Annotated in this window: 16 protein-coding genes; 10 read left to right on the forward strand and 6 right to left on the reverse strand. The window is 68.3% G+C overall.

The window, feature by feature from the left end; translation table 11 throughout:
• Positions 1-105: 105 nt before the first annotated feature.
• A complete protein-coding gene (locus tag BDK89_RS07885; RefSeq protein ID WP_133868419.1) occupies positions 106-1,344 on the reverse strand; it encodes an NAD(P)/FAD-dependent oxidoreductase in 1,239 nt (412 codons plus the stop codon).
• A gap of 86 nt (positions 1,345-1,430) precedes the next feature.
• Complete coding sequence (locus tag BDK89_RS07890) at positions 1,431-3,122, reverse strand: sensor histidine kinase (protein ID WP_243839244.1); 1,692 nt, start codon at positions 3,120-3,122, stop codon at positions 1,431-1,433.
• Between the two features lie 434 nt (positions 3,123-3,556).
• Here BDK89_RS07890 and BDK89_RS07895 point away from each other — a divergent pair, with 434 nt between their 5' ends.
• Entirely contained in the window at positions 3,557-4,237 is a 681-nt protein-coding gene (locus tag BDK89_RS07895; protein ID WP_133868421.1) for a response regulator transcription factor, read from the forward strand.
• A gap of 23 nt (positions 4,238-4,260) precedes the next feature.
• On the opposite strand, the gene BDK89_RS07900 is transcribed toward BDK89_RS07895, so the two are convergent.
• Entirely contained in the window at positions 4,261-5,454 is a 1,194-nt protein-coding gene (locus BDK89_RS07900) for a sensor histidine kinase (protein ID WP_166657452.1), read from the reverse strand.
• A gap of 179 nt (positions 5,455-5,633) precedes the next feature.
• Between BDK89_RS07900 and BDK89_RS07905 the strand changes: the two genes are divergently transcribed.
• The 7 genes from BDK89_RS07905 to BDK89_RS07935 all read left to right on the forward strand — a co-directional run bounded on the left by BDK89_RS07905 (position 5,634) and on the right by BDK89_RS07935 (position 15,970).
• Positions 5,634-8,846 carry an FxLYD domain-containing protein gene (locus tag BDK89_RS07905; protein WP_133868423.1) on the forward strand — a complete coding sequence of 1,071 codons (3,213 nt, stop codon included), beginning with the start codon at positions 5,634-5,636 and terminating at the stop codon, positions 8,844-8,846.
• Complete coding sequence (locus BDK89_RS07910; RefSeq protein WP_133868424.1) at positions 8,843-10,189, forward strand: hypothetical protein; 1,347 nt, start codon at positions 8,843-8,845, stop codon at positions 10,187-10,189. The genes BDK89_RS07905 and BDK89_RS07910 overlap by 4 nt, the downstream gene beginning before the upstream one ends.
• A complete protein-coding gene (locus tag BDK89_RS07915) occupies positions 10,186-11,913 on the forward strand; it encodes a cellulase family glycosylhydrolase (RefSeq protein WP_133868425.1) in 1,728 nt (575 codons plus the stop codon). The genes BDK89_RS07910 and BDK89_RS07915 overlap by 4 nt, the downstream gene beginning before the upstream one ends.
• Before the next feature lie 89 nt (positions 11,914-12,002).
• Positions 12,003-12,323: an STAS domain-containing protein gene (locus BDK89_RS07920; RefSeq protein ID WP_133868426.1), complete on the forward strand. Its 321-nt coding sequence runs from the start codon at positions 12,003-12,005 to the stop codon at positions 12,321-12,323.
• Positions 12,324-12,382: 59 nt separating this feature from the next.
• The gene (locus tag BDK89_RS07925; protein WP_243839245.1) at positions 12,383-14,611 is read left to right on the forward strand and encodes a PAS domain-containing sensor histidine kinase; all 2,229 of its coding nucleotides are present in this window, start codon (positions 12,383-12,385) and stop codon (positions 14,609-14,611) included.
• Positions 14,612-14,693: 82 nt separating this feature from the next.
• Positions 14,694-15,227 carry a heme NO-binding domain-containing protein gene (locus BDK89_RS07930; RefSeq protein WP_133868428.1) on the forward strand — a complete coding sequence of 178 codons (534 nt, stop codon included), beginning with the start codon at positions 14,694-14,696 and terminating at the stop codon, positions 15,225-15,227.
• Positions 15,224-15,970, forward strand: coding sequence for a hypothetical protein (locus BDK89_RS07935; RefSeq protein ID WP_133868429.1), 747 nt, complete (start codon positions 15,224-15,226; stop codon positions 15,968-15,970). Before BDK89_RS07930 ends, BDK89_RS07935 begins: the two co-directional genes overlap by 4 nt.
• Before the next feature lie 48 nt (positions 15,971-16,018).
• Here the strand turns inward: BDK89_RS07935 and BDK89_RS07940 are convergent, their stop codons facing one another.
• Positions 16,019-17,179, reverse strand: coding sequence for an EAL domain-containing response regulator (locus tag BDK89_RS07940; RefSeq protein ID WP_133868430.1), 1,161 nt, complete (start codon positions 17,177-17,179; stop codon positions 16,019-16,021).
• A 130-nt stretch (positions 17,180-17,309) separates the two neighbouring features.
• Between BDK89_RS07940 and BDK89_RS07945 the strand changes: the two genes are divergently transcribed.
• Positions 17,310-18,791 carry a DUF6923 family protein gene (locus BDK89_RS07945; protein ID WP_133868431.1) on the forward strand — a complete coding sequence of 494 codons (1,482 nt, stop codon included), beginning with the start codon at positions 17,310-17,312 and terminating at the stop codon, positions 18,789-18,791.
• Positions 18,788-19,477, forward strand: coding sequence for a TlpA family protein disulfide reductase (locus tag BDK89_RS07950; protein WP_133868432.1), 690 nt, complete (start codon positions 18,788-18,790; stop codon positions 19,475-19,477). Before BDK89_RS07945 ends, BDK89_RS07950 begins: the two co-directional genes overlap by 4 nt.
• A gap of 6 nt (positions 19,478-19,483) precedes the next feature.
• Here the strand turns inward: BDK89_RS07950 and BDK89_RS07955 are convergent, their stop codons facing one another.
• Positions 19,484-21,244: a hypothetical protein gene (locus tag BDK89_RS07955; protein ID WP_133868433.1), complete on the reverse strand. Its 1,761-nt coding sequence runs from the start codon at positions 21,242-21,244 to the stop codon at positions 19,484-19,486.
• Positions 21,245-21,353: 109 nt separating this feature from the next.
• Positions 21,354-22,856: an IMP dehydrogenase gene (guaB, locus tag BDK89_RS07960; RefSeq protein ID WP_133868434.1), complete on the reverse strand. Its 1,503-nt coding sequence runs from the start codon at positions 22,854-22,856 to the stop codon at positions 21,354-21,356.
• Between the last annotated feature and the right edge of the window lie 17 nt (positions 22,857-22,873).

Consider the following 22,873-nt stretch of genomic DNA (forward strand, 5'->3'; position numbering starts at 1 on the left):
CTCAGGAGCGGGGTACGGATACTGGTACTCGGCCACCGGTCCATGGTGGCAGACGGTTCGATCCGCGGCACCGCCCTCGCACCGGCGATCACCGGTCGTCGATGATCAATCGTCGCTCGGAGCGAGCAGCCGGCTGGCCCGGTCGTAGGTGAGGTAGTTCCAGGCCCAGTTGACGAACACGTTCAGTCGGTTCCGGAATCCGATGAGATACAGCAGGTGCAACGCGAGCCAGGCCAACCAGCCGATCGGCCCGCTCAGCTTCATCCCGCCGGGCAACTCGGCGACCGCCTGGTTGCGGCCGATGGTTGCCATGGAGCCCTTGTCGGTGTACTCGAACGTCTCGGTCTGCTCGCCCGCCAGTCGACGTTCGATCTGTCGTGCGACGTGCTTGCCGCCCTGGATGGCGGGCTGGGCCACCTGGGGGAGCGGCCGGTCGGGATCGACGGCGATGTCGCCGATCGCGAACACATTCGGGTGCTCGGGGACCGACAGGTCGTCGCCGACGATGATTCGGCCACCTCGTCCGAGTTCGGTGCCGAGCATCTCGGCGACCGGTGCCGCTCGGACGCCGGCGGCCCACACGATCGTGCCCGCCTCGAGCCGCCTGCCGTCCTCGAGCGCGACGGCGCCCTCGTCGACCGAGGCGATCGGGGTGCCGGTGATCACGTCGACCCCACGTTCTCGCAAGGTCGCTTCGGCTCGGTTGCTCAGTGACTCGTCGAACGTGCCGAGCACGCGATCGACGGCCTCGACCAGGGTGATTCGCGCCTTCGTCACCGGAAGCGTCGGATAGTCCTTCCGGAGGACGCGGTCGTACAGCTCGGTCAGCCCGCCGGCCATCTCGACCCCCGTCGGACCACCACCGCACACGACGACGTCGAGTTCGTTCCCGACCTGGTCGTCGAAGGTGGCGTGCTCGAAGGTGGTCAGGACGTGATCCCGGATGGCCACGGCGTCGGCGACCGACTTCAGCGGCAGGGTGTGGTCGGTGACCCCGTCGATCCCGAAGTCGTGGCTGACGGTGCCTGCTGCCACGACGAGGGTGTCGAACTCCAACGGTTCACCGCGGGTGGTGGTGACGGTCCGACGATCGAGATCGATGCCGGTGACGGCGGCCACGCGCACTGCTGCGTTGCGTTGACGTCGGAAGATTCCACGGATCGGGTAGGCGATGTCGTCGGTGTCGAGACCGGCGGTCGCGACTTGGTAGAGCAGCGGCTGGAACGTGTGGAAGTTGTGGGCGTCGACGACGACGATGTCCACATCGGCGTCGGCCAGACCGCGCACGACGCGGAGCCCGCCGAAGCCTGCGCCGATCACGACGACGCGGTGGCGTTCGTTCATTGCTGCCTCCTCGGCGGCAGGTGGGGGAGCGCCGCCGAGGGAGACGGTACCCGTCTCGTTCCCCGTCCGAACCCGACGGTCGTCGGTCAGGAGCCCGAGATCGCCGTGGCGGAGTCGCGGAACCGCGTGCGCACGACGGCGCCGTACGCCGCAGGGTCGTCGTCGAGTCGGTCGATCTCGATCGAGCCGACATCCCCGAGGATGGCGTGGGCGACCGGGAAGCCGAGTGCCGCCGGCGGGACGACCTCGGCACTGTCGATGTCGACGACGAGCGTGCGTCCGTCGTCGTCGGCATGCACGGCGATCGTGCCGCCGTGACCGGCTCCGAGCAATGCTCCCGAGACGAGGCAGCGGAGGAGCTGCCGGGTGCGCGGCGCATCGAACGGGACGCTGGTCGACGGATCGAGTGAGCTGCAATCGATGTCGACGGCGTGAGCGATCGCGATCGAGTCGAACTGTTTGAGGACCTGCTGGAGCACGGGCAACACCTCGGTCGACGCGTCGTCCTGGGGCTTCGCTGCCGTCAAGAGGTCGTCGACCATGGTCCCGAGTCGGGCAGCTGCGTCTCGGACGGTGTGGAGGGCGTCGCGGTCGGATTCGGTGAGTCGCGAATCGTCGATGAGCTCGGCGAAGCCGGCGATCGTGTGCAGCGGCGTCTTCAGCTCGTGGCTGAGCTCACCGATGAGCTCCATCGTCGAGGCCAGCAGATCGCGCTCGCGTCGAGCCTCGGTCCGCTCCCGTTCGGCCGTCGTCAGACGATCGACGACGGCGGCGACGCTCGTTGCGATCATCTCGCATCGGTGCACCTGTCGGTCGCTCCACGAGCCCGGCTCGATGCGATTGAGGATGAGTGCGCCCCGGAACGTTCCATCGGTCGTCAACGGGAAGGCCAGGACCGACCGCACGCCATCGACCCCCCAGGTCGCGACGTCGGCGGCAGCTTCCGGCGGGGCGTCGGCGATGTCGTCGAGACGAACCGCCTTGCCGGCCAGCATCTGGCCGAGCGACCACTGCCAATGGTTGGAACTGACCCGTGCGCTGTCAGGAGCGAGCATGGTCGGCGGGAGCGGCTTGCTCTCGTCGATCCAGCCGACGGCGAGCGAGGCGGTCCCGTCCTCGGGGTGCGCGACCAGCACGCTCGCCCGATCGGCGTGCACGGCGACGGCGAGTTCGCCCAGGATGCTGTGCAGCGTGCGACGGAGCGCGCGGTCGTCGGTCCGCACGAGTCGGAGTGCGAGTTCGGCTCCGGGGTCGTCGATGGAGTCCATCCGGAGCAGCGGAACGCTGAACGCCGACGCGAGCGCGGCGGCGTCGTCGACGAGGGCCGTGATCGCCGGGTCGTCGGCGGGGTGGTCGGTGGTGAATGCCCAGATGAGGGCTCCCAGGGTCTGGCCGCCGCTCCGGATCGGAGCGTGCGCATACGTCGCCACGCCCTCACGCTCGAAGATCTCGCGTTCGATTCGGGCCTCGTCGGGCAAGTCGACCGTCCGACCGAACATCGGTCCGGATGCCTCGAGCATCTGCCCGTACCAGTACGGGCGTTCCGAGCGTCGTTGGAAGGAGCCGCCCGAGGCCGGTCGGCGGAGCTGTGGAGCGTCGTCGCTGACCCACATCGAGACGACCTGAAAGGCGCCGGCGACGGGGAAGCGGAGCACGCCGAGTCGGCGCGGGCCGAGATGGGCATATCGCTCACCGACCTGGGCCAGAAGCTGGGCGACGTCGGCATCGAGGCGTTCGTCGGCACCGGCAGCCAGGCGCAAGGCGATCTCGGCCGTCATGCGCTCCACGGCACCGACTCTGATCGAACAGCACCGTTATTGCAATTCGAAACCCGCCAAGCTGATCCTGCCCTGATCCAACTTGATCGTCGCTTGATGTTCGGGCCGGCGCTTGAGGAACACCAGAATCTTCTTGGTCGTGGCCAGACACGCTGAGCGTTCGGCTGTGGTTTGATGCTCACATGACGCCGCCGCCAGTCACCCTTCCCGCCGGGTTCGACGGCATGGCGGCCATCTCGAGGGTGAGTGCCGCTCCGCTGCGCTCCCTTCGTGAGATGGTGTCATCACCGGGGTGCCCACCACCCCGATGACGCCACGGGCAAGCGCCCCCGGAAGAGTATTCCCGCCACTCGACCGGGGGCGCGCCCACCCGATTCCGGCGCTCGCGATCCGAGAAGCCGCACGGCGGTGTGCCGAAGTGCGACAATGACTCCATGCAGGAGTTGGACGTTCTCGTCGTCGAGGATTCGGTCGAGTTCACCCAGGTCGTCGTGTCGGTGCTGCGACAGAGCAACCATCGGGTCCGGACGGCGACCACGATCGCGGAGGCCGAGCAGAGCATGGCGTCGGTTCCGCCCGATCTCGTCATCCTCGATCTGACCCTGCCCGACGGCGACGGACTCGATCTCTGCCGCTCGATCCGCGAGACGTCGAACGCCTACATCATCATGCTCACCGGCCGCGACGACGAGGTCGACAAGGTCGTGGGCTTCCGACTCGGCGCCGACGACTACGTCACCAAGCCGTTCTCGCCGCGCGAGCTCGGCGCCCGGATCGAGGCAATGGCCCGCCGGCCGCGCGAGCCGAAGGTCGACGTGCCCGAACGCGACCTCGACGGCCTGGTGATCCGGCCGCTGGCACGCGAAGTCGAGATCGGCGGGGCACCGGTCGAGCTGACGCGTATCGAGTTCGACCTGCTCGACCAGCTCACTGCGAACCCTCGCCAGGTGCTCACGCGAGCACAGTTACTCGAAGCGGTGTGGGGTGAGAATTGGTACGGCGACGACCACGTGGTCGACGTGCACATCGCCAACCTCCGCAAGAAGCTGGCCGGTGTGACCGATCGCAAGATCGTCCGCACCGTGCGCGGCGTCGGCTACGGCATCGTCGTCTGAGTGCCGGGGGTCGACCTCCGCGGTCAGGCCTTCGACGCGCCGCTGACGACGATGGCGTCGTCGCCACGGGCCGGGAGCGTGTGATCGTCGAAACGGATGGCGATGTCGAGATCGTCATCGTCGCGATGCGACGCTTCGATCGAGCCGTGGCCCGCGATCAGCGCTCGGGCCATGGGCATGACCGCCACCGATCGGGCCGTGGCGTCGTCGGCACGGACCCGGACGTGCACGACACCGTCGGGAGCGAGCTCGACCCCGATGCGGTCACCAGGCGTCGCTGCCGTGATCACACCCGACAGGACGCAGTACATCACCTGGCGCACACGGGCGATCTCGGCGTGCACCGTGACCTCGTCGTTGCGATCGCCGAGCGTGAGCTCGACCAGCCGCTGTTCGCTCACCGGGGTGAGGTTGCACACGGTCTCGCCGACGACGAGCCCGAGCTCGACCGCTTCGTCGGGGACGAAGTCGCCGTTGGCCAGTGACAGCAGGTCATCGACCATCGTCAACAGGTTGCGGCCCTGGAACTGGATCTGGAACAGCGCTTCGCGATCGTGATCGGAGCGCTCGTCGAGCTCCATCAGTTCGGTGTACCCGAGGATGGCGTGCAGCGGGGTACGCAGCTCGTGGCTCAGGTGCGCCAGCATCTCGTCCTTCGCTCGGTTCGCCCGATCGGCCTCCTCGTAGGCCCGCCGCATGCTCGACTCGGCGCGATTGCGGACCAACACCACGCCGATCACCTGAGCGATCAGCCGGACGGTGAGGACGAGGTCGTCGCTCCACGGATCGCTCGGTGACCAGTAGTTGAAACCGATGAGGCCGATGCACTCGTCATTGACGATCATCGGCACCTGGAGCACGGCGCGCACGCCGAACGACGAGAACGACGCTTTCTCGGCCGAGGCCGCCACGGGCAACTGATCGAGGTCGGTCGCGGCGAGCACCTCGTTCCGCATCGCCATCTGGTAGCTGTACTCGAAGTCGGAAGATCGCAGCCGCTGGATGACCGGTCGCTGCGGCACGACGTCACCTTCGGTCCACTCGTGGCTGTTCTCGAACGTGCCGTCGTCGTGGTAGAGCGTGATGTAGGCGCGTGGCGCCCCGGCCTCACGGGCGAGCAGCTGGAGCGCTTCTTCGACGGCATGCTGCACTTCCTCGCGAGACGCGCCGGCGAGCCGGATCGCCAGCTCGGCGGCGAGTTCGTGGGCGGGCGGCATGAGCAACACTCTGGCACGACATCGGTCCAACAGTGTTATGAATCGAGCGATCCTGACCACCATGAGAATCTTCTTGAGGTCACCTTGATATTCGGACGAGGCCGGCAACGCGCAGGTCCTTGATCCTGCCTTGATCGAGAAACACACCGTGCTGATGCGCGGGCACATAGCGTGGTCACATGGCCGGGAGACGCGCGCGAGTCGATCTGCGCCTCGGCATCGCGCTCGTGATCACCGTGCTGTTCCACGGCGGGTTGTTGATCGTGGGTTCGTTCCGGTCGACGTACGACGCATACGTCCATCTGTTCTTCGGCGACCACTACGCCCGGTCGTGGTTCTCGAGTTGGGAACCACGCTGGTACACGGGCTTCACCACGGTCAGTTATCCGCCCGGCAGCCACCAGCTCCTGGCGCTCTGGTCGAAGGTGCTCGACGACGGCACGGCGTTCATCCCGGTGATGCTCGGTGCGATCCTGCTCACGGTCATCGGGATCTTCCGCTACGCGAAACTGTGGGTCAGCGAACGGGCGGCCGGCTATGCCGCGATCCTGGCGGCCGTGTCGTCGTCGATCTCCGAGACGGCGCACGTGTTCGGCCAGCTGCCGACCCTGCTGTCACTCGGCATGCTCCTGAACGCCACCCCCTTCGTGTACCGGTGGGTGCGGTGGGGCGGCGGCGGTGCTCTCGCAGCGGCGGTCGTCTGCTCCGCGGGTACCACGGCGGCGCATCACGTCACGACCCTGTTCGGGTCGGTGTTCATCGTGGGCCCGGTGCTCGCGCTCGCCCTCGTCGAGGTGTTCCGGACCCCGCTCGACGACGAACCGTCCGGCCGACCGTCCGCGCTGTCGCGGGCGACGTGGTGGCCCGTCGTCGCACGCCGCCTGCGCCGTGTGCTGCCCGCACTGGTACGGACCTCGGTGTACGGCTTCCTCGTGCTCATCAGCCTGGTCTCGGTCGTGCTGCCGTACTGGCTGTGGAGCGCCTCCGACCCGATCACGCAGATCCCGATTCCGCACGCCAGCCGGGACAACTTCCTCGTCAACACCAACGCCGGACTCGTGTTCTGGGCGGTGCCGTGGGGCGTGATGCTGTTCGCCCTGCCGTACGCCTTGCTGCGCGGCGCCGTGTCGAAGGCCTGGCCGCTCGCCGCCTCATTGGCGCTGCTCACCCTGCTCGGTACCGGCGGGACGACCCCCATCCCGCGGATGATGCTCGGCGGCGCCTTCGAGATCTTGACCCTCGACCGATTCACGTTCTGGGCGACGATCCTCGTCCTGCCGTTCGCCGGCCGCCTCGTCGAGAGCCTGGTGCACGGGCGACTGGGCGACGTCCTCCGTCGCAACGTCGGGCGACGGGTCACCGTCGGGCTCCTGACCGCGGGGGCCCTCGCCGTGCTCGCCATGGCGTTGTTCGCGTCGAGCCTCACGTCGTATCGGCCGTTTCAGCCCGAACCGATCGACATGGACCCGATCGTCACGTTCATCGAGAAGGACCAGCACGATCGGTGGCGCTACCTGACCTTGGGGTTCGGCGACCAGATGGCGTGGCTGTCGGCGCAGACGACGGCCGAAACGGTCGACGGCAACTACCACTCGGCTCGTCGCCTGCCCGAGCTCACGACGACGCCGGTCGAACGGCTCGAAGGTGCCAAGTACAGCGGCGTGCCCGGACTCGGGTCGCTCCAGCAGTTCCTCGCGACGCCGGAGAAGTACCACCTGAAGTACGTCTTTTCGAACGACCAGTTCTACGACCCCCTGCTCTGGGCGAGCGGTTGGCAGCGCCTCGAGCCGCTCGAGAACGGGATCGCCGTGTGGCAACACGACGACGTCGAACCGCTGGCGGCCGGGCGGCTCCGCCTCGAACTGCCGATGTGGCAGCGTCTGCTGTGGGGCGTGTTGCCGATGACGGCGATGGTGTCGGCCTGGTGCTTCCTGATCGCGAATTTCCTCGGCGTCGACATCGGCCGTCGGCGCTACCCCCTCCCTGGCTTCGTCACGCGTTCGTACGCTGCGATCGACCGATGGCTGCTCGCCGCGTCGCAGCGGATCGGCGACGGTGACCAACGAGAGGACTGGAACCGGCTCGCGCGGCTGCGCGCGGCGGCCGCGGGTCGGGTCGCCCGTCCGGTCGGTGCCCGGCGTCGGGTCGTGCAGGCGACTGTCGTCGTCGTGACCGCGCTGGTGCTCGCGGGAGCCGTTGCATACGTGCTGGTCGACCCGGTCGAGGACACACCGGCGGAGACGGTCTACTCGTACTACGACGCGCTCGATCTCCGTCAGACCGACGGTGCCTACGCGCTCCTCGACCCGGCGTCGCGTCCGACCTTCACGCAGTACCTGACCGAACGATCCGTGGTGAACGGCCTCGTTGCGTCGTATGCCCGACTCCAGTCGATGACGTCGACGCAGGTCGATCGCGACGACGACACGGTCGTGGTCGAATCTGAACTCGTGTACGTGACGTCGCTGTCGGAACACGTCGTCACGTCGGTCGACGTCCTCCACCTGACCGACGACGGATGGCGGTTGGAGTACCAGCCGCCCGATCCGACGATCCCGCCCGACCAGTTCGTCCGACGTGCCGGCGTCGACTACCTCTCGCAGGGTCGCCGTCAGGTCGGTGATCAGCCGACCGCGTACCAGGACGTGCTCGACCGGCCGGAGATCAGCATCTTGTCGGCGTCGCTGGTTCGGGTCGACGAGCAGCTCAGCGTCGTCGGCGAGGTCCGCAACGACGACGTCGACCCGGGCTACGTCACGGTGACGGCCGAGTTGCTCGACGCCGCTGGTGAGGAACTGACCGACTACGCAGCGGCGACCGGTGCGGTCCATACCGCACTCCCCGGTGAGATCGTGCCGTTCCGGATCGACTTCGAAGGGGTCGCCGGGCTCGTCGAGGTCGACGGTGAACTCGTCGCCGAACAGGTCGAGTTCGAGGCCGGGGCCACGACGGCGTTGGCGCTCGACGTCGAGCGGATCGCCGAGGTGATCGTCTCCGCGAAGGCGGTCGTCACCGACACCGACCTCGGCCGCCAACTGACGGCTCACGACCTGACGATCGTCGACGACGTGCTGGCGGGCCAGCTGCGCAATGATGGCGTCGCCGAGGCGACGGTGCCCCACGTGTTCGTCACGCTGCGCGACGACGACGGGATCGTGCGGTGGGTGGCCGATCACTATGTGTCCGAGGCGGTGCGGCCGCAGCGCTCGGGCCCGTTCGAGATGCCGTTGCCGACCCCGGACGACATCGAGACGATCGAGGTGCCGATCACCACCTACGCGAACAGTCTGCGGGTCGGGCGTGTCTTCGACGACCGTGCCCTGTTCCGGAGCGGCACCGACTGGCCGTCGCTCGACGTCATGGTCATCGACTTCACGAGGTCGGCATCGTGAGCGAGGACGACGTGCCCGAACCGATGGACGTGTCCGAGCCCGACGGGTCGACGGTCGTCGCCGATCCGACCGATCCGGCTCTGGCTCCGGCTTCTCGGGAAACCGTCGGCTGGCGACGACTCGTGGCGACCCGACCCCGGCGGTTGCTGCTCGTGGCGGTCGCTGTCGTCGCGTTCGTCGCCGTCGGCTCGCTCGCGATCGGCGTGCTTCGCGGCGAGCCGTCCGTGTGGACGGCGCCGACCGAGACCTTCGACCTCGATGGGCCGGAGACGATCGGGGCCGGCGACGCATGGAATCTCGTCGTCGACCGACCGGTCACCGACGCGACGCTGACCGTCACCGGCCCCACCGGCAGCACCACGGTCGAGCTGGCCGGAACCTTCGACGACGTCACGGTCGACGGGTACCCGACCGAGCAGAGCGGTCACCTCACCGCGATCGTCCGCACGGCCGACGGCGTCGGCACGGCCTCGGTCACGATCGAGCCGGGGGAGGCGGTCGACGGCATCACGCCGCTCGCCGGCCCACGGTCGATGACGGCCGACCGGGAGCACTGGACCATGGTGACGGCGTTCGCTCGCGACCGGTTCGGGAACGCGGTGACCGACGGGACGATCGTCGAGGTCATCGCACGTCACCCCGACGGCTCGGTCGAGTCGATCGAGGCGCCGGTGCAACACCTGCTCGCAGCCGTTCGGGTGTTCTCCGAGACGCTGGCAGGCCGGACGACGCTGCGCGTCGACGTCGACGGGGCGACCGGCGACGAGGTCGAGGTGCTCGAGGTGCCGGGGCCACCGATCTCGGTCGATCTGCTGGAGCCGACGATGCCGCTGCGCGCCGACGGTCGGCAGTTGGTCGAGATCCGCAGCGACGTCCTCGTCGATCAGTTCGGCAACGAACTGCTCGACGGCACGGTCGGCGTGGTGCAACTGTTCGGTCCGAGCGGCCGGGGCACGCTGCGAACGGTCACGATCGACGGGCGCGCCGAGTTCGTCGTCGAGGCGCCGTCCACGCCCGGATCGCTGTCGCTCGAACTGACCGTCGACGGGGTGCGGAGCGACTCACTCGTGCTCAACTTCGGCGCCGACGTCACCGCGCTCCCGGTCGAGGTCGACCGAACAGGCGACGCCGTGATGCTCACGATCGGGCCGGTCCTCACCGAGCTCGGCGGGTTCGTTCCCGACGGCACGATCGCTCGCATCCTCGGCGTCGACCACGAACTCGAACTCGACGTGGTCATCGCCGACGGCATGGGCGTTGCGCTCCTCGACCCGGTTCCGGATGATCTCGTCGCTGTCGACGTCTCCGTGCTCGGCGCTCGTGAACGGGTGGAGATCCCGTGATCCAGGTCAACCGCGCCAAGCGGCTGATCGCCGCCGTCGGTCTCGTCGTCGTGGCTCTCGTCGGGCTGTTGGTGCTGCGCCAGGTCGCCGGCACGCTGCTGACGGCGGCGTCCGGAGCCGACCCGGAGTCGATCTTCAACGACACCCCACCTGCACCGGCCGAGGTGAGCGAAGGCATCCGGTGGCTCCCCGACGCCAACGAGGGACGTCAGATGGAGCCCGCCACCCGAGACGACATCACCGACGCCTATAGCCGGGCGGTTGCGGCCATCGATCGCGCCGGCCGGGGCGACGGGTCCGCTCCGATCTCCGACTACCTGAGTGGGCCGGCCCTCGCACAGGCCGAGCAGATGATCGAGGGAGACGAGAACGTGGCCTCGGTCGCGACCCTCATGGTCGAACAGGAGCTGCGCCTCGACTTCTACAGCGACGACGGCTCCGTCGTCGCGATCGGCGTTCCGTTCGCCGACGTCGTCCGCATGATCGACGACGACCAGCAGCGCCGTACCGTCGTGTCGACCGTCGAAGAACGTCGATTCGTGATGCTGCTCGAGGACGGCAACTGGCGCGTCCAGCAGATCGAAAGCGTGTCCGTCGAACCCGTCGCCGCCGGTGACGGCGGCGTGCCGTTCGACACCCGGCTCGACGGCGTCAACGTGACGAGCGCGGCGTCGTTCGACCCCACCTGGCGCAGCTTCGACCCGCAGATCGGCGCCCGAGAGCTCGACATCGCCGTCGGCTACGGGTTCGACAGCGTGCGGGTGTTCGTGGCCGGGCCGGAGTTCGGCGAGATCGACGTCGAGGCGGTCGAGCAGTTCCTCGACCTGGCAGCGAATCGTGACCTCGGCGTGGTCGTCACCCTGTTCGACGGGAGCGCCGATCACTCCGTCACGAAGTGGGCGGACGACCGTCGCTATCTGGACGACGTCGTCGAGCCGATCGCCGGCCATCCGGCGATCGTGCTCTGGGACGTCAAGAACGAGCCAGACCTCGACGACGATCGCTCCGGGGGAGCGGCGGTCGTCGACGCATGGCTCGAACGTGCTGTCGCCGGCGTTCGAGCGTTCGACGAGACGACACCGATCACCGTCGGATGGTCGAACGCCGGTGAGGCTGCACGAGTCGCGAACGTGGTCGACGTGGTGTCGTTCCATCACTTCACCACCGCCCACGAGTTGCGCGAGCGCCTGGCGTCCCTCGATGAGGTCGTCGACCGCCCGGTGCTCGTCAGCGAGTACGGGCGACCCGAGTACGTCGGGGTCGTCCGCGGTGACCAACCCGCTGCCCAGGCCGACAGGGTCGCCGAGCTCCGGGAAGCCGCCTCGGCCGCAGGCGCGGGATCGATGGTCTGGCAGCTCCGCGACCCTGCTGACGCCGTCGACATCGGATATGTGGCGACCCGCGCCTCGATGTCGTACGGCCTCCTTCGGGCCGACGGGACCGAACGACCGGTCGCAGCGGTCTTCGATGACGAAGCGACGCCGCGTGGTCCGACGCCGGTCGAACGTCTGCGCTCGTTGCTACCGCTTGTCATCGTGGTCTCGATCGGGTTGTCCATGGGCGGCGCCGTGTGGTGGTGGGTCCGACGGGGCCGTCGCTCCGACGGTCGGGACCCGGACGAGTCGGTTGCCCCGGACGACGCGCAGGCAGACGACGACACCCTCTCCGACACGCACATGGACGACGACACCGACGACGGCGATCCGCCGACCGCGCCGTCTTGATCCAATGTTGATCTTCGGCGGCGGGCCCCTTGACGTACGGCGAGCAGGCTGGTCGCAACACCCGATCGGGTGCGTTCCAGGACACGACCATGACGATCGACGCCGCCAACCATCGCCCAGCTCCACCCACCGGGTGCTGCAGCATCACCGACCAGCTCGACGGTCGCTACGTGGCGCCGAGACGGTTCGATGCGTACGAGGTCGAGCCGTTCCTCCACCGTCTTGCGGCCGAGCCGGGCCATCTCGTCGTCGACTGCTCCGAGGTCGAGTTCCTCGACCTGTCGGCCCACCGGGCACTTTTCGGTGCGGTGCGTCGGGGCAGCGTGACCGTGCTCGATCCGTCGGCTGCGACGCTGCTGACGTGTGATCTCGTCGCTGCCGCATCGGAACACGTCGGCATCGCCGCATGAGTTTCAGCGTGCCGGACACGCCCGGGACGCCGCCGTCGGCCACAATGGATGACGTGCCCATGCCGGATCTCCCGTGGCGACGGTTTTTCGAGGACGCACCGGTCCCACTGTCGATCATCGATGCGTACGGCCGTCAGGTGGCGTGCAACGAGGCGTACGCCACGCTGTTCGGCTACACCGTCGACGAGATGCTCGCCCTCGACGTCGGGCGGATCACTCGTCCCGAGGATCACGAGTGGTCCACGACCTACCTGATGCGGCTGACGAACGGCGACCTCGAGTCGTTCGAGACCGACAAGTGGTACGTGCATCGTGACGGTACCGAGTTCGTCCAGCACCTGAGCGTCGCCCGCCTGGCCGACGAGGACGGGCTGTGCGAGTACCTGCTCGGCGTCTTGTTGCCGCCGTCGCGCGGGCCGGTGGTCGGCGGAGAGACCGCGGCGGAGCGCCTGCTCGCCTACACCGATGGTTCGATCACCCTCGTCGGAGGCGACGGCCGGATCAAGTTCAGCAAGGGCGAGCTGGTCGAGGTGGCCGGCTATCCGACCACGTTCTGGGCCGACCGCGACATTCGCGATCTGTTCCCGGGCGGCGAGTTCGCGCACCTGGTCGCCGACCACCACGAATTCCTCGACACCCCAGGGGCGTCGTTCGAGACCGAGGTCGAGCTCGAGCGCGGTGACGGCCGTCGCCAACTGAGCTCGGTCAAGGCGTACAACTGCACCGACGACGACCTGCTCGACGGCTTCGTGCTCACCACCCGCGACATCACCGACGAGCGTGCACATCTCGACGACCTCGCCAAACGGCACCAGACCGCCGAAGAGGTCGCCGATGCACAGACGAGACTCCTGGCGACGGTCAGCCACGAGCTCCGTAATCCGTTGCACGCCGTTCGAGGACTGGCCGAGATCTTGACCCGCGAAGACCTGCCGCCGCGTGCGGCCGAACTGGCCGACGGACTCGTCCGGCAGCTGTCCGGGTTGACCCACGTCACCCAAGATCTGCTCGATGCCGCTCGCCTCGACGCCGGCAAGGTCGACATCTTCCCCATCCCGACCGAGCTCGACGGGCTGGTCGGCGATGTCGTCGGCCTCGGTAACGCAGCAGCGATCGACAAGCCGGTGACGGTGAGTCACCGGATCGCGCGCGACGTCCCGGAGTGGGTGATGGCCGACGACGGCCGCCTCCGCCAGGTGCTCTCCAACCTCGTCGGCAACGCCGTCAAGTTCACCGAGTCCGGCACGGTCCAGATCGTGGTCCGCCGCGAAGGCGAGAACGCGCTCGTGTTCTCGGTCATCGACACCGGCGCCGGCATCCCCGCCGACGAACAGGCCGCAGTCCTCGAGCCGTTCCGCGTCGCATCGACAGCGGGCGAGGCGCGCGGCGCGGGGCTCGGTCTGTCGATCGTGCAGCGCCTCGTGACCGCCATGGGCGGTCGGGTGACCCTGACCAGCAAGGTCGGGGAGGGCACTCGCTTCGACGTCGTCATCCCGCTCCGCACCGCCAAGCCACCCGAGACGCAGCAGACCGACGAGCTCCCGCCCGGCCTGCGAGTCCTCGTCGTCGAGGACAACCCCGTCAACCAGCAACTGGCGCGGAGCCAGCTCGACCGACTGGGGGTCGAGGCGGTGATCGTCGATCGTGGTGAGGCCGGCCACGCCATGCTGCTCGACCCCGACGCCGGCCGCTTCGACGCCGTTTTCATGGACCAGCAGCTGCCGGGCTGGAACGGCACCGAGGCGACCGAACACATCCGGGCCGAAGGCGGGGACCTCGCGACGATCCCGATCATCGGGCTGTCTGCGTCGGCCTCGACCGCCGATCGAGACGCGTTCCTGGCGTCGGGCATGACCGACTTCGTGGCGAAGCCGGCGTCGCTCGACGACCTCAGCTCGGCGCTCAAGCGAGCTGTCTTCGAGACGGCGGCCCCTGCGCGAGTCGAGACCGCGGCGCCGGAAGAGTCACCGGCCGACGAGACACCTGCACTCGACGAGGCGGTGCTCGGGAAACTGTCCGACGAGCTGGGTTCGCCCGACATCGTGCGTGACCTCGTCGGGACGTTTCTCGACGAGCTCGACGCCCGGGTGCTGACGATCGTCGGCGACGACGAGACCGAGTCCCGTCGTGCCGCACACACGCTCAAGTCGAGCGCCCGCCTGCTCGGGGCGTCGGCGCTCGCCGACCGGTGTGCGAATATCGAACAGGACGGCGGGCCCGCCGACGACATCGAGCAGCTTGCTCGACGGACCGAGACGGCCTTCCGGGACTGGCTGGCAGCGTCATGACCGCAACAACTGGACCGACCGGGCCGACGGAACGAACAGATCACATCATCATCGACCACATCACCGGGGAGCGTGTCACGCCATGAAAGGTGTCATTTTCAACGTCGTCCAAGAAGTCGTCGAGGACGTCTTCGGACCCGACGCCTGGGACGAGATCGTTCGTCGCTCGGGCGCCGACGGCGCCTACACCTCACTCGGGAGCTACCCCGACGCCGAGCTGGGCTCGCTCGTGACCGCCGCCGCCGACGTCGCCGGCGTCACCGAACCCGAAGCGCTCGTCCTCGTCGGCCGCAAGGGGTTCGCCCGGCTCGGTGGTCGACACGCAGAGCTCCTCGACGGTGCCGACACCTGGATGGATGTCCTCGCCCAGCTCGACGGCATCATTCACCCCGAGGTCCAGAAGATCTACCCCGACGCCGAGGTGCCGTCGTTCCGAACGACGACCGGCGACCGCACGATGCAGCTCCGGTACGAATCGAGTCGAAACCTGTGCCCGCTCGCCGAAGGACTCATCCTCGGCATGGGCGATCATTTTGGCACCGACCTCACCGTCGACCACCTCGAATGTGTGCATCGCGGTGACGACTCGTGCGTGCTCGAGGTCGTCGAACGATGAGCGCCGGACCGGCGCCGGCCGGGAGCGACCCGCCGATCGACGAGCGGATCATCCGGCTCGAAGAACGACTCGATCGAGAGCGCAAGGCCCGACGACAGGCGGAGATGATCGCCGAGCGCGGCATGCGCGACCTGTGGGAGATCAACCGAGAACTCCAAGAACGGGTCGACGACCGCACGGCACAGGTCGGCCGATTGCTCGCCGGCTACGAACGAGCACGATCGGCCTGGTCGGACGTGATGACCGACGAACTCGAACGCGCTCGCAGCACGGTGCACGCCGGCGGTGACGTCGACGAGGCGTTCGCTCTGGTCAACGCGTTGGCAGCCTTCGCGCGGCGACAGTTCGTCGACGAGGCGTTCTCGGAGCGCCCGGCACGGGTCGCCGCCGACATCCTCCAGCGGTGGCAGCGCCCGACCGCTCGTCACGGACAGTTGCTCACCACCGACGCGGACACCACCGACGCCGAGGTGTGCACCCGCTGGGATTGCGTGATCGCGCTCTGCGAGGTGGCGATCGCTTCGATCGTCCATGCCTGTGAGTCCGGCGTGGTCGCCGTCCGGTTCACGGTCGACCGCCCTCACCTCGCGGTCACGATCGAGCACCCACCAGCGACCGACGACATCGGTCGTGCGGCGCTGGCGGTGGCGGCGAGGATCATCCGGCGCACGACCGATGACGCGGACGGCACCTGCCGCTGGGATGACGGCCGAGTCGACGCCACACTGCCCATCACGGGATAGGGCGACGAGAGCAGACGGTCACGGGTTCGGCCGATGGCGGCCTCCCGATCAGGCGGCGGTGACCGGACCGATGTCGTCGGTGTCGAGATCGGGATCGAGCACGGTCCCGGCCGCGAGCGGCGCCGGGCGACCGAAGAAGTAGCCCTGGCCGAGTCGGACGCCGATCTCGATCAGGAACGCTGCCTCGGCGGCGGTCTCGATGCCCTCGGCGACCAGCTCGGCGCCTGTAGTCGCGGCGAACTCGATCAGCCCCGAGACGACCACCTGTCGTGCCGGATCGGTGTCGATGCTGCTGACGATCTCACGATCGATCTTGATCAGATCGGGCTGGACACCGACGAGCTGCACGAGCCCGGCGTATCCGGCGCCGACGTCGTCGGCGGCGAGACGGCAGGTCGGCGGCATCTGGGCTCGAAGCGTCGCGGCATCGTGTGCATCGAACGCGGCGTTCTCGGTGATCTCGAGGACGAGGGGTCGTCCGGTTCCGTGCACGAGCTCGCCGAGTCGGGGATCGAGCGCAGCGGCGGGGGAGACGTTGACGTGGACCGGTACCGACACGGCGCCCGATGCGAGGTCGTCGGTCACCGCTGCCACGATCTCGAGTTCGAGCTCGACCCGACGGTCGTGATGGTCGGGGGTGTGGAACACGTCGACCGGCGACGTGCCGTCGTCGAATCGCACGAGCGCCTCGGTCGCCTCGACCTCGCCACACGTCATGTCGACGATCGGCTGATAGTGCATCGTGAAACGGCGATGTGCGATCGTGTCGCGGTACCAGTCGTCGCGCTCTGCCGCGACGCGATGTGCGGCCACACGATTCTGGCGCAGATGTGCTCGGAGGCGAGCAACCAGTTCGTCGGCGTGGACCGGCTTGCACACGAAGTCGTCCGCTCCGATCGACAACGCCCGAACGCGGGAGGCCACGTCTTCCAGCCCGCTCACCACGATCGTGGGCAGCGCGGCGAACATCGGCGACCGGCGGATGTGCTCGATCACCTGGAAGCCGCTCATTCGCGGCATCAGCGCATCGACGACGAGCGCATCGGGACGCACCTCGCTCACGAGGGACACGGCCTCGGCGCCGTCGTGGCCGGCGTGCACGTCGAATCCGGCACGCTCCAGCATGGCGGTCATCGCAACCCGATGCACCGCGCTGTCGTCGGCGATGACGATGACGGGCCGACGCTCGTTGGAAGTCTCGTTGATCACGACAGCGACTCTGCTCGCCAAACCTCAAGATTTGTTCAGGTGCGACGACGTTCTCGTTCATGTTGCGGCCTGAACGGATCTTGACCTGAACGGGATCGGGTCCTCATCACGGCCTGGCTGACTCATGGACGTGAAACGAATCGTCTTGACTCTGTCGCTCGCTGCGTCGAGCCTCGGCGTCGCCGCCACGTCGCAGGCGGCCGCCCCCTCCCTCGCCGAACGTTGCCCGAGCGGGCTGTTCCAGGTCATCGCCGGCCAGCTGGCCGAGTTCGACGTCGGCTCGTCGACGTACCTCCCGATGGGAGCTGATCAGTCGAACTACAACGCGATGGGCCTCAATCCCGCCGACGGCTTCCTCTACGCCATCCGGGGTGACACCCTCCTCCGGATCGACGACAACGGGACCGTCGTCACCTTGGGAACCGTGGACATCGTGCCCGGTTCGTACACCGGCGACTTCGGCGACGACGGCCGCCTCCACGTGTCGCGCGGCGGCAACGACTGGTATGCGATCGACGTCACCACGCTCGAGGCGACTCGCCTGAGCGGCTTCTCCCAGAACTACGGCGTCGCCGACATCGCGAACGTCTCGGGCACGTTCTACGGCGTCAGCGGCGGCGGGACCCTGTGGAGCTTCGACGTGACGACCGAGACCGCCACGAACCTCGGCGCCGTCGCCGGCATCTCGGGTGCGAACAAGGCGTTCGGTGCGGCATGGACGACCGCCGGCGCGAACCTGTACGTCGGCCGCAACAGCGGGCAGATCTATCAGATCACCGGGTTCAGCACCGGCAACCCGGTCGCCACCCAGATCGCGACCAGCCCGTCGACGAACTCGAACGACGGTGCCTCGTGCCCGTACGCTCCGCCGCCGCCGGGCCTGCCCGACGTCGACGGTCCGATCCCCGAGGTCGCCCCGAGCACCGAGGACGGCTTGGCCGCCGCAGCCGAGTACGAGTTGACCTTCGAAGCACCTCAGTTCGCCGCACCCGACGCGGGTCTCGGCGAGGGTGCTGCATGTGCGGCCACGATCTCCGAAGACCAGCGGCCTCGCGACGCTGTCGCCACCACGCAGGTGACGACCCGGACCGTCCTCGTCGACGACACCTTCGACGGTGACGTCGCCGGATGGAACGTCATGGCGGGCAGCTGGCTCGTCGAGAACGGCTCGTACCGCCAGCTGAACGACTGCGAGTACGACCTGATGTCGGTGCTCACCACCCACGTCGTCGATCACTTCGACCTGGAGGTCACCTTCTCGTCGCCGACCGTGCCCAACCACGGTGGCGTGGTCTTCAACGTCAGCTCGACCGATTCGCGCAGCGGTGCGATCGTTGTCGATCTCGCCGACGACGGCGAGACGCTCCGCTGGGGCCGGTACGACGAGCTCGGCTACTACCAGAACATCGGGTGGGACTTCATCCCCGCTCCCGCCGCCGGTCAGCCGGTGACGCTGAAGATCGAGTCACGCGGTGACCAGTACACGATCATCTACCAGGGCAACACCGTCGTCACCGAGACCACTGAGAACCCGGGCGGCATGGTCGGCCTCATCTCGACCCTGTCGCAGGTCGACTTCCACGACGTCGAGCTCGCGGCGGTGCCGTCGTGAGGCGTCGCGCCGCACTCCTCGTCGCCGGCCTCGGCTTCGTGGCGCTCACCGGTTGCGGTGCGGTGAAGGGCGAACGGGTCCTCGTCGACGAGGACGGTTCGAGCTTCTCGTCCGACGACGTCGCCGCCCGACCGGTCGATGAGGTGTCCGCGAATGGGGCGTCCGGCGACCCCGCGACTGCCGACTCGATCGACACCGGTGACTCGGGGTCGACCGTGACGACGGCGGCGCTGATGCCCGTGGTCGAGATCGCCGAGACCGAGCCCGTGCCGGCAGCGTTCGCCTTCTCGGCGACGTCGCTCGACGGCGAGGTGCTCGAGGGCGCCGAACTGTTCGAGCGGGCCCCGGCGATCATGACGTTCGTCCGAGCCGACTGTGACTACTCCGAGGACGAAGTGCCGAAGATCGTCGAGGCCGCCGAACGGCATCCCGATGTCACCTTCGTGGTCGTGGCGTCCGGCGAGACCGGCCCCGACGCCCCGTGGCTCAGCGGCATCGCCGCCGGTCGTGACAATGTCGTCGTCGTCGACGACCGCGACGACAGCCTGTGGTACCGGTTCGCCATCACGGCGACGCCCTCCAACGTTCTCGTCGACGATGCCGGACTCATGCGGTCGTCGTACGGCGCGCTGGCCGAGTCGGGTCTCGACCGAGCATCCGTGGCCGTCGTCGCCGGCTTCGCCTGACGTCGATCAGGGGAGCTGCCACAACGCCATCGGCTTGCCCGGGTCGTACCAGACCACGACGCCGCCGGCTTCGACGAGCGCTCGGACCCGGCTGGGTGCCAGCACGTAGCTCGTCGAGTATCGACCGGGTCGTCGCTCCCAGACGAACTCGCGGTCGTCGAGAAAGAGTTGGTACGCCTGGAACCGCTGTCGCTGCTCGACGAGGTCGGGGACGAGCGCGGACGGGCGCATCAGGACGCCGATCGGCTCACCCGCCGGAACGATGCGGTCGATCTCTGCGACGTCGTCACCGATCGCCCACGAGTTCAGATGGGCGGCCTGCGCATCGTGCACGCGCACGCCACCGAATGAGATCGCGGCCACTGCGCCGAGTAGCAACACCGATCGGGGGAGTCGGCGGACGCTCGGAGCGACGCTCACGCATGCGAGGACTCCGATCGCCATCGTCGCCAACGCCGTGATCGTCAGAACCGGGACGCCGTCACCGTTGCCGATGTACGGCAGCAGGCCGGGAACCATCATCCGCAAGCCGACGTCGCCTGCCAGCTGGTCGCCGTGCCGGAAGGCCACCACGATGCCCGATGCGATCGTGACGAGCGCGACCCCGACCGGGACGAATGATCGAGGTAGCTCGGTCGTCGCGCGCAACCGCCGCCACGACCAGGCGAGCCCGAGCGCCGCAACCGGCCAGATCACCGCGTCGACGTAGCGGCCGTAGACCAGCTGATCCGGGCGAGCACGACCGGCCATGAACGTCACGCTTGTCGCCGCCAGGGGAGCGATGAGCACCAGCACGACAGCGGCGTCGAGTCGACCCAACCGCCGTGTCGGCCTGACGAGCGCCGCGACCAGCACCACCGTGCCGATGCCGACCATGCCGAGGGACGCGACGAGCTGATACCACATCTGTCCGATGAAGGAGTCGAGGAGTGCCCCGGGGGCGTCGAGTCGCTCGATGACCGCCTCGGCGGTGTTGGCATCGCTCGGTTCGTCCCAGACGTTGCGGAGCACCCAGTTGGTGAACCGGACCGACAGGAGGCCGAGGGTCGCCGCGAGACCGCCGATCGCGACGGCTTCACGCCAGCGCCGGTCGACGATCAAGACGACGCCGATCACCGCAGCCGTCACCGGCAGCATCGGGAGCGATCGGCCGTGCACGGTCATCGCGAACGCCGACAGGGCGACCGCGGCGACGGCCGCTGCACTGCCACGGTGGTCGATGAACCGCTGGAGCGCGACGAGCGTGGCGAGGAACACGAGTGTGATGAGCGACTCGGCCCACGTATAGGCGCTCGATGCGATCGCGCTGGGCGCCAGCGCGACGACGGCAGCGATGCCGGCCGCCGCTCGGTGACCGAGATCGGTCCATCGGCGCACCAGCAGGGTGAGCAGGACGCACGACAGGCCTGCGAACACGGCATTGAGCGTCAGCGCAGCGCGGACGAGCCCTTCGCCACCGTCGACGATCCGAGCCAGCGGAGCGAGCGTGAGCGCGTACCCCGGCCGCCACGTCAGGTGGTCGAACATGTTCCAGCGCGTCCCGCCACTCAGCCACCGGGCCATCGCGAGTTGACCGGGTTCGTCGGGGGCGACGTGGAAGACGCGGCGGTCGGCGGCTTCCCACCAACGAACCGCGGTCACGACACAGGCAGCCACGACGATCCACGCGCGGTCCGGTAGCCGCCATCGACGCCGCCGAGTGGGCGCGTCGGCGACTTCGGTCGGCTCGTCGACGACGAGCGGCGGTGAGAGGGGTTCGGTATCCACGATGGGGAGGCGACCAAGTCGGTCGAGAGGGAAGTTCCCCGGTGTATCGGCAGCCGAGCCGCCATGCAGACGTGTTGTTCGTCACGCCGACGGGCGTGACGTGGCGGGGTCAGCTGCGCTGGTAGTTCGGAGCTTCCTTGGTGATCGTCACGTCGTGGGGGTGGCTCTCTTCGCGGCCTGCCGTCGTGACCCGCATGAACCGCGCCTTCGTGCGCAGTTGCTCGAGGTCGGCGGCCCCGGCGTACCCCATGCCCGACCGCAAGCCGCCCACGAGCTGGAAGATCGTGTCGCCGAGTGGGCCGGCATATGGCACGCGTCCCTCGATGCCCTCGGGCACCAGCTTGTTGGATGTCTTGGCGACGTCGGTCGGCTCGCCCTGGGCGGTGGCGTAGCGGTCTGCGCCGAGGCCCTGCATGGCGCCGAGCGACCCCATGCCGCGGTACGACTTGAACCGCCGGCCCTCGAACAACTCGGTCTCACCCGGGCTCTCCTCCGTGCCGGCGAGCAACGAGCCGAGCATCACCGTGGTCGCACCGGCTGCGATCGCCTTGACCACGTCGCCGGAGTAGGTGATGCCGCCGTCGCCGATGATCGGGACGCCGATCTCGCGTGCCCGCTTGGCCGCGAAGTGGATCGCTGACAGCTGCGGCATCCCGGCGCCCGACACGATTCGGGTCGTGCAGATCGAGCCGGCGCCGACGCCGACCTTCACGGCGTCCGCGCCTGCCTTGGCCAGCGCCTCGACACCTTCTTCGGTGACGACGTTGCCCGCCGTCACGGCGAGTTCGGGCCACCCACCCTTGATGCGCTCGATCGTCTTGATGACCCCGGCCGAGTGGCCGTGGGCGGTGTCGATGGCGACGGCGTCGACACCCATCGCGACCAGCGCCTCGACGCGGGCCTCGACGTCGTCGCCGACTCCGCAGGCGGCGGCGCACCGTAGGCGGCCCCTGTCGTCGCGAGAGGCGTTGGGGAAGTCGAGCCGCTTCTGGATGTCCTTCACGGTGATCAGGCCGGCGAGCTTGCCGTTCGCGTCGACGAGCGGCAGTTTCTCGATCCGGTACTTCTGGAGCAGGAGCTTCGCCTCGTCGAGCGACGTCCCGACCTCGGCGGTGACCAGGTCGTCGCTCGTCATGAACTCGCTGATCGGTCGCTCGAAGTCGCTGCCCTCACAGAACCGGATGTCGCGGTTGGTGAGGATGCCGACCAAGTAGCCGGCCTCGTCGGTGATCGGTACCCCCGAGAACTTGAAGCGGTTCATCAGCGCTTCGGCCTCGAAGAGCGGCGCTTCTTTTCGCAGCGTCACCGGGTCGGTGATCATGCCGCTCTGACTGCGCTTGACCTTCTGGACCTCGGCGGCCTGGGCGTCGATCGTCATGTTGCGGTGGATGACGCCGATCCCTCCGTGGCGGGCCATCGCGATCGCCATGCGTGCCTCGGTGACCTTGTCCATCGCTGCCGACACGAGCGGCACCGACAGCTCGATGTCACGAGCGAACACGGCGCCCGTGTCGACGGCGTCGGGCAGTGTCTCGGAGTAGCCGGGCACGACGACGACATCGTCGAACGTGAGGGCGTCGTAGCGGTCGAAGAGATCGTCGTTGATGCTCATGGATGGGCGCTCCTGGA

The organism is Ilumatobacter fluminis (assembly GCF_004364865.1).
In the GTDB taxonomy this organism is placed as follows: Bacteria; Actinomycetota; Acidimicrobiia; order Acidimicrobiales; family Ilumatobacteraceae; genus Ilumatobacter; species Ilumatobacter fluminis.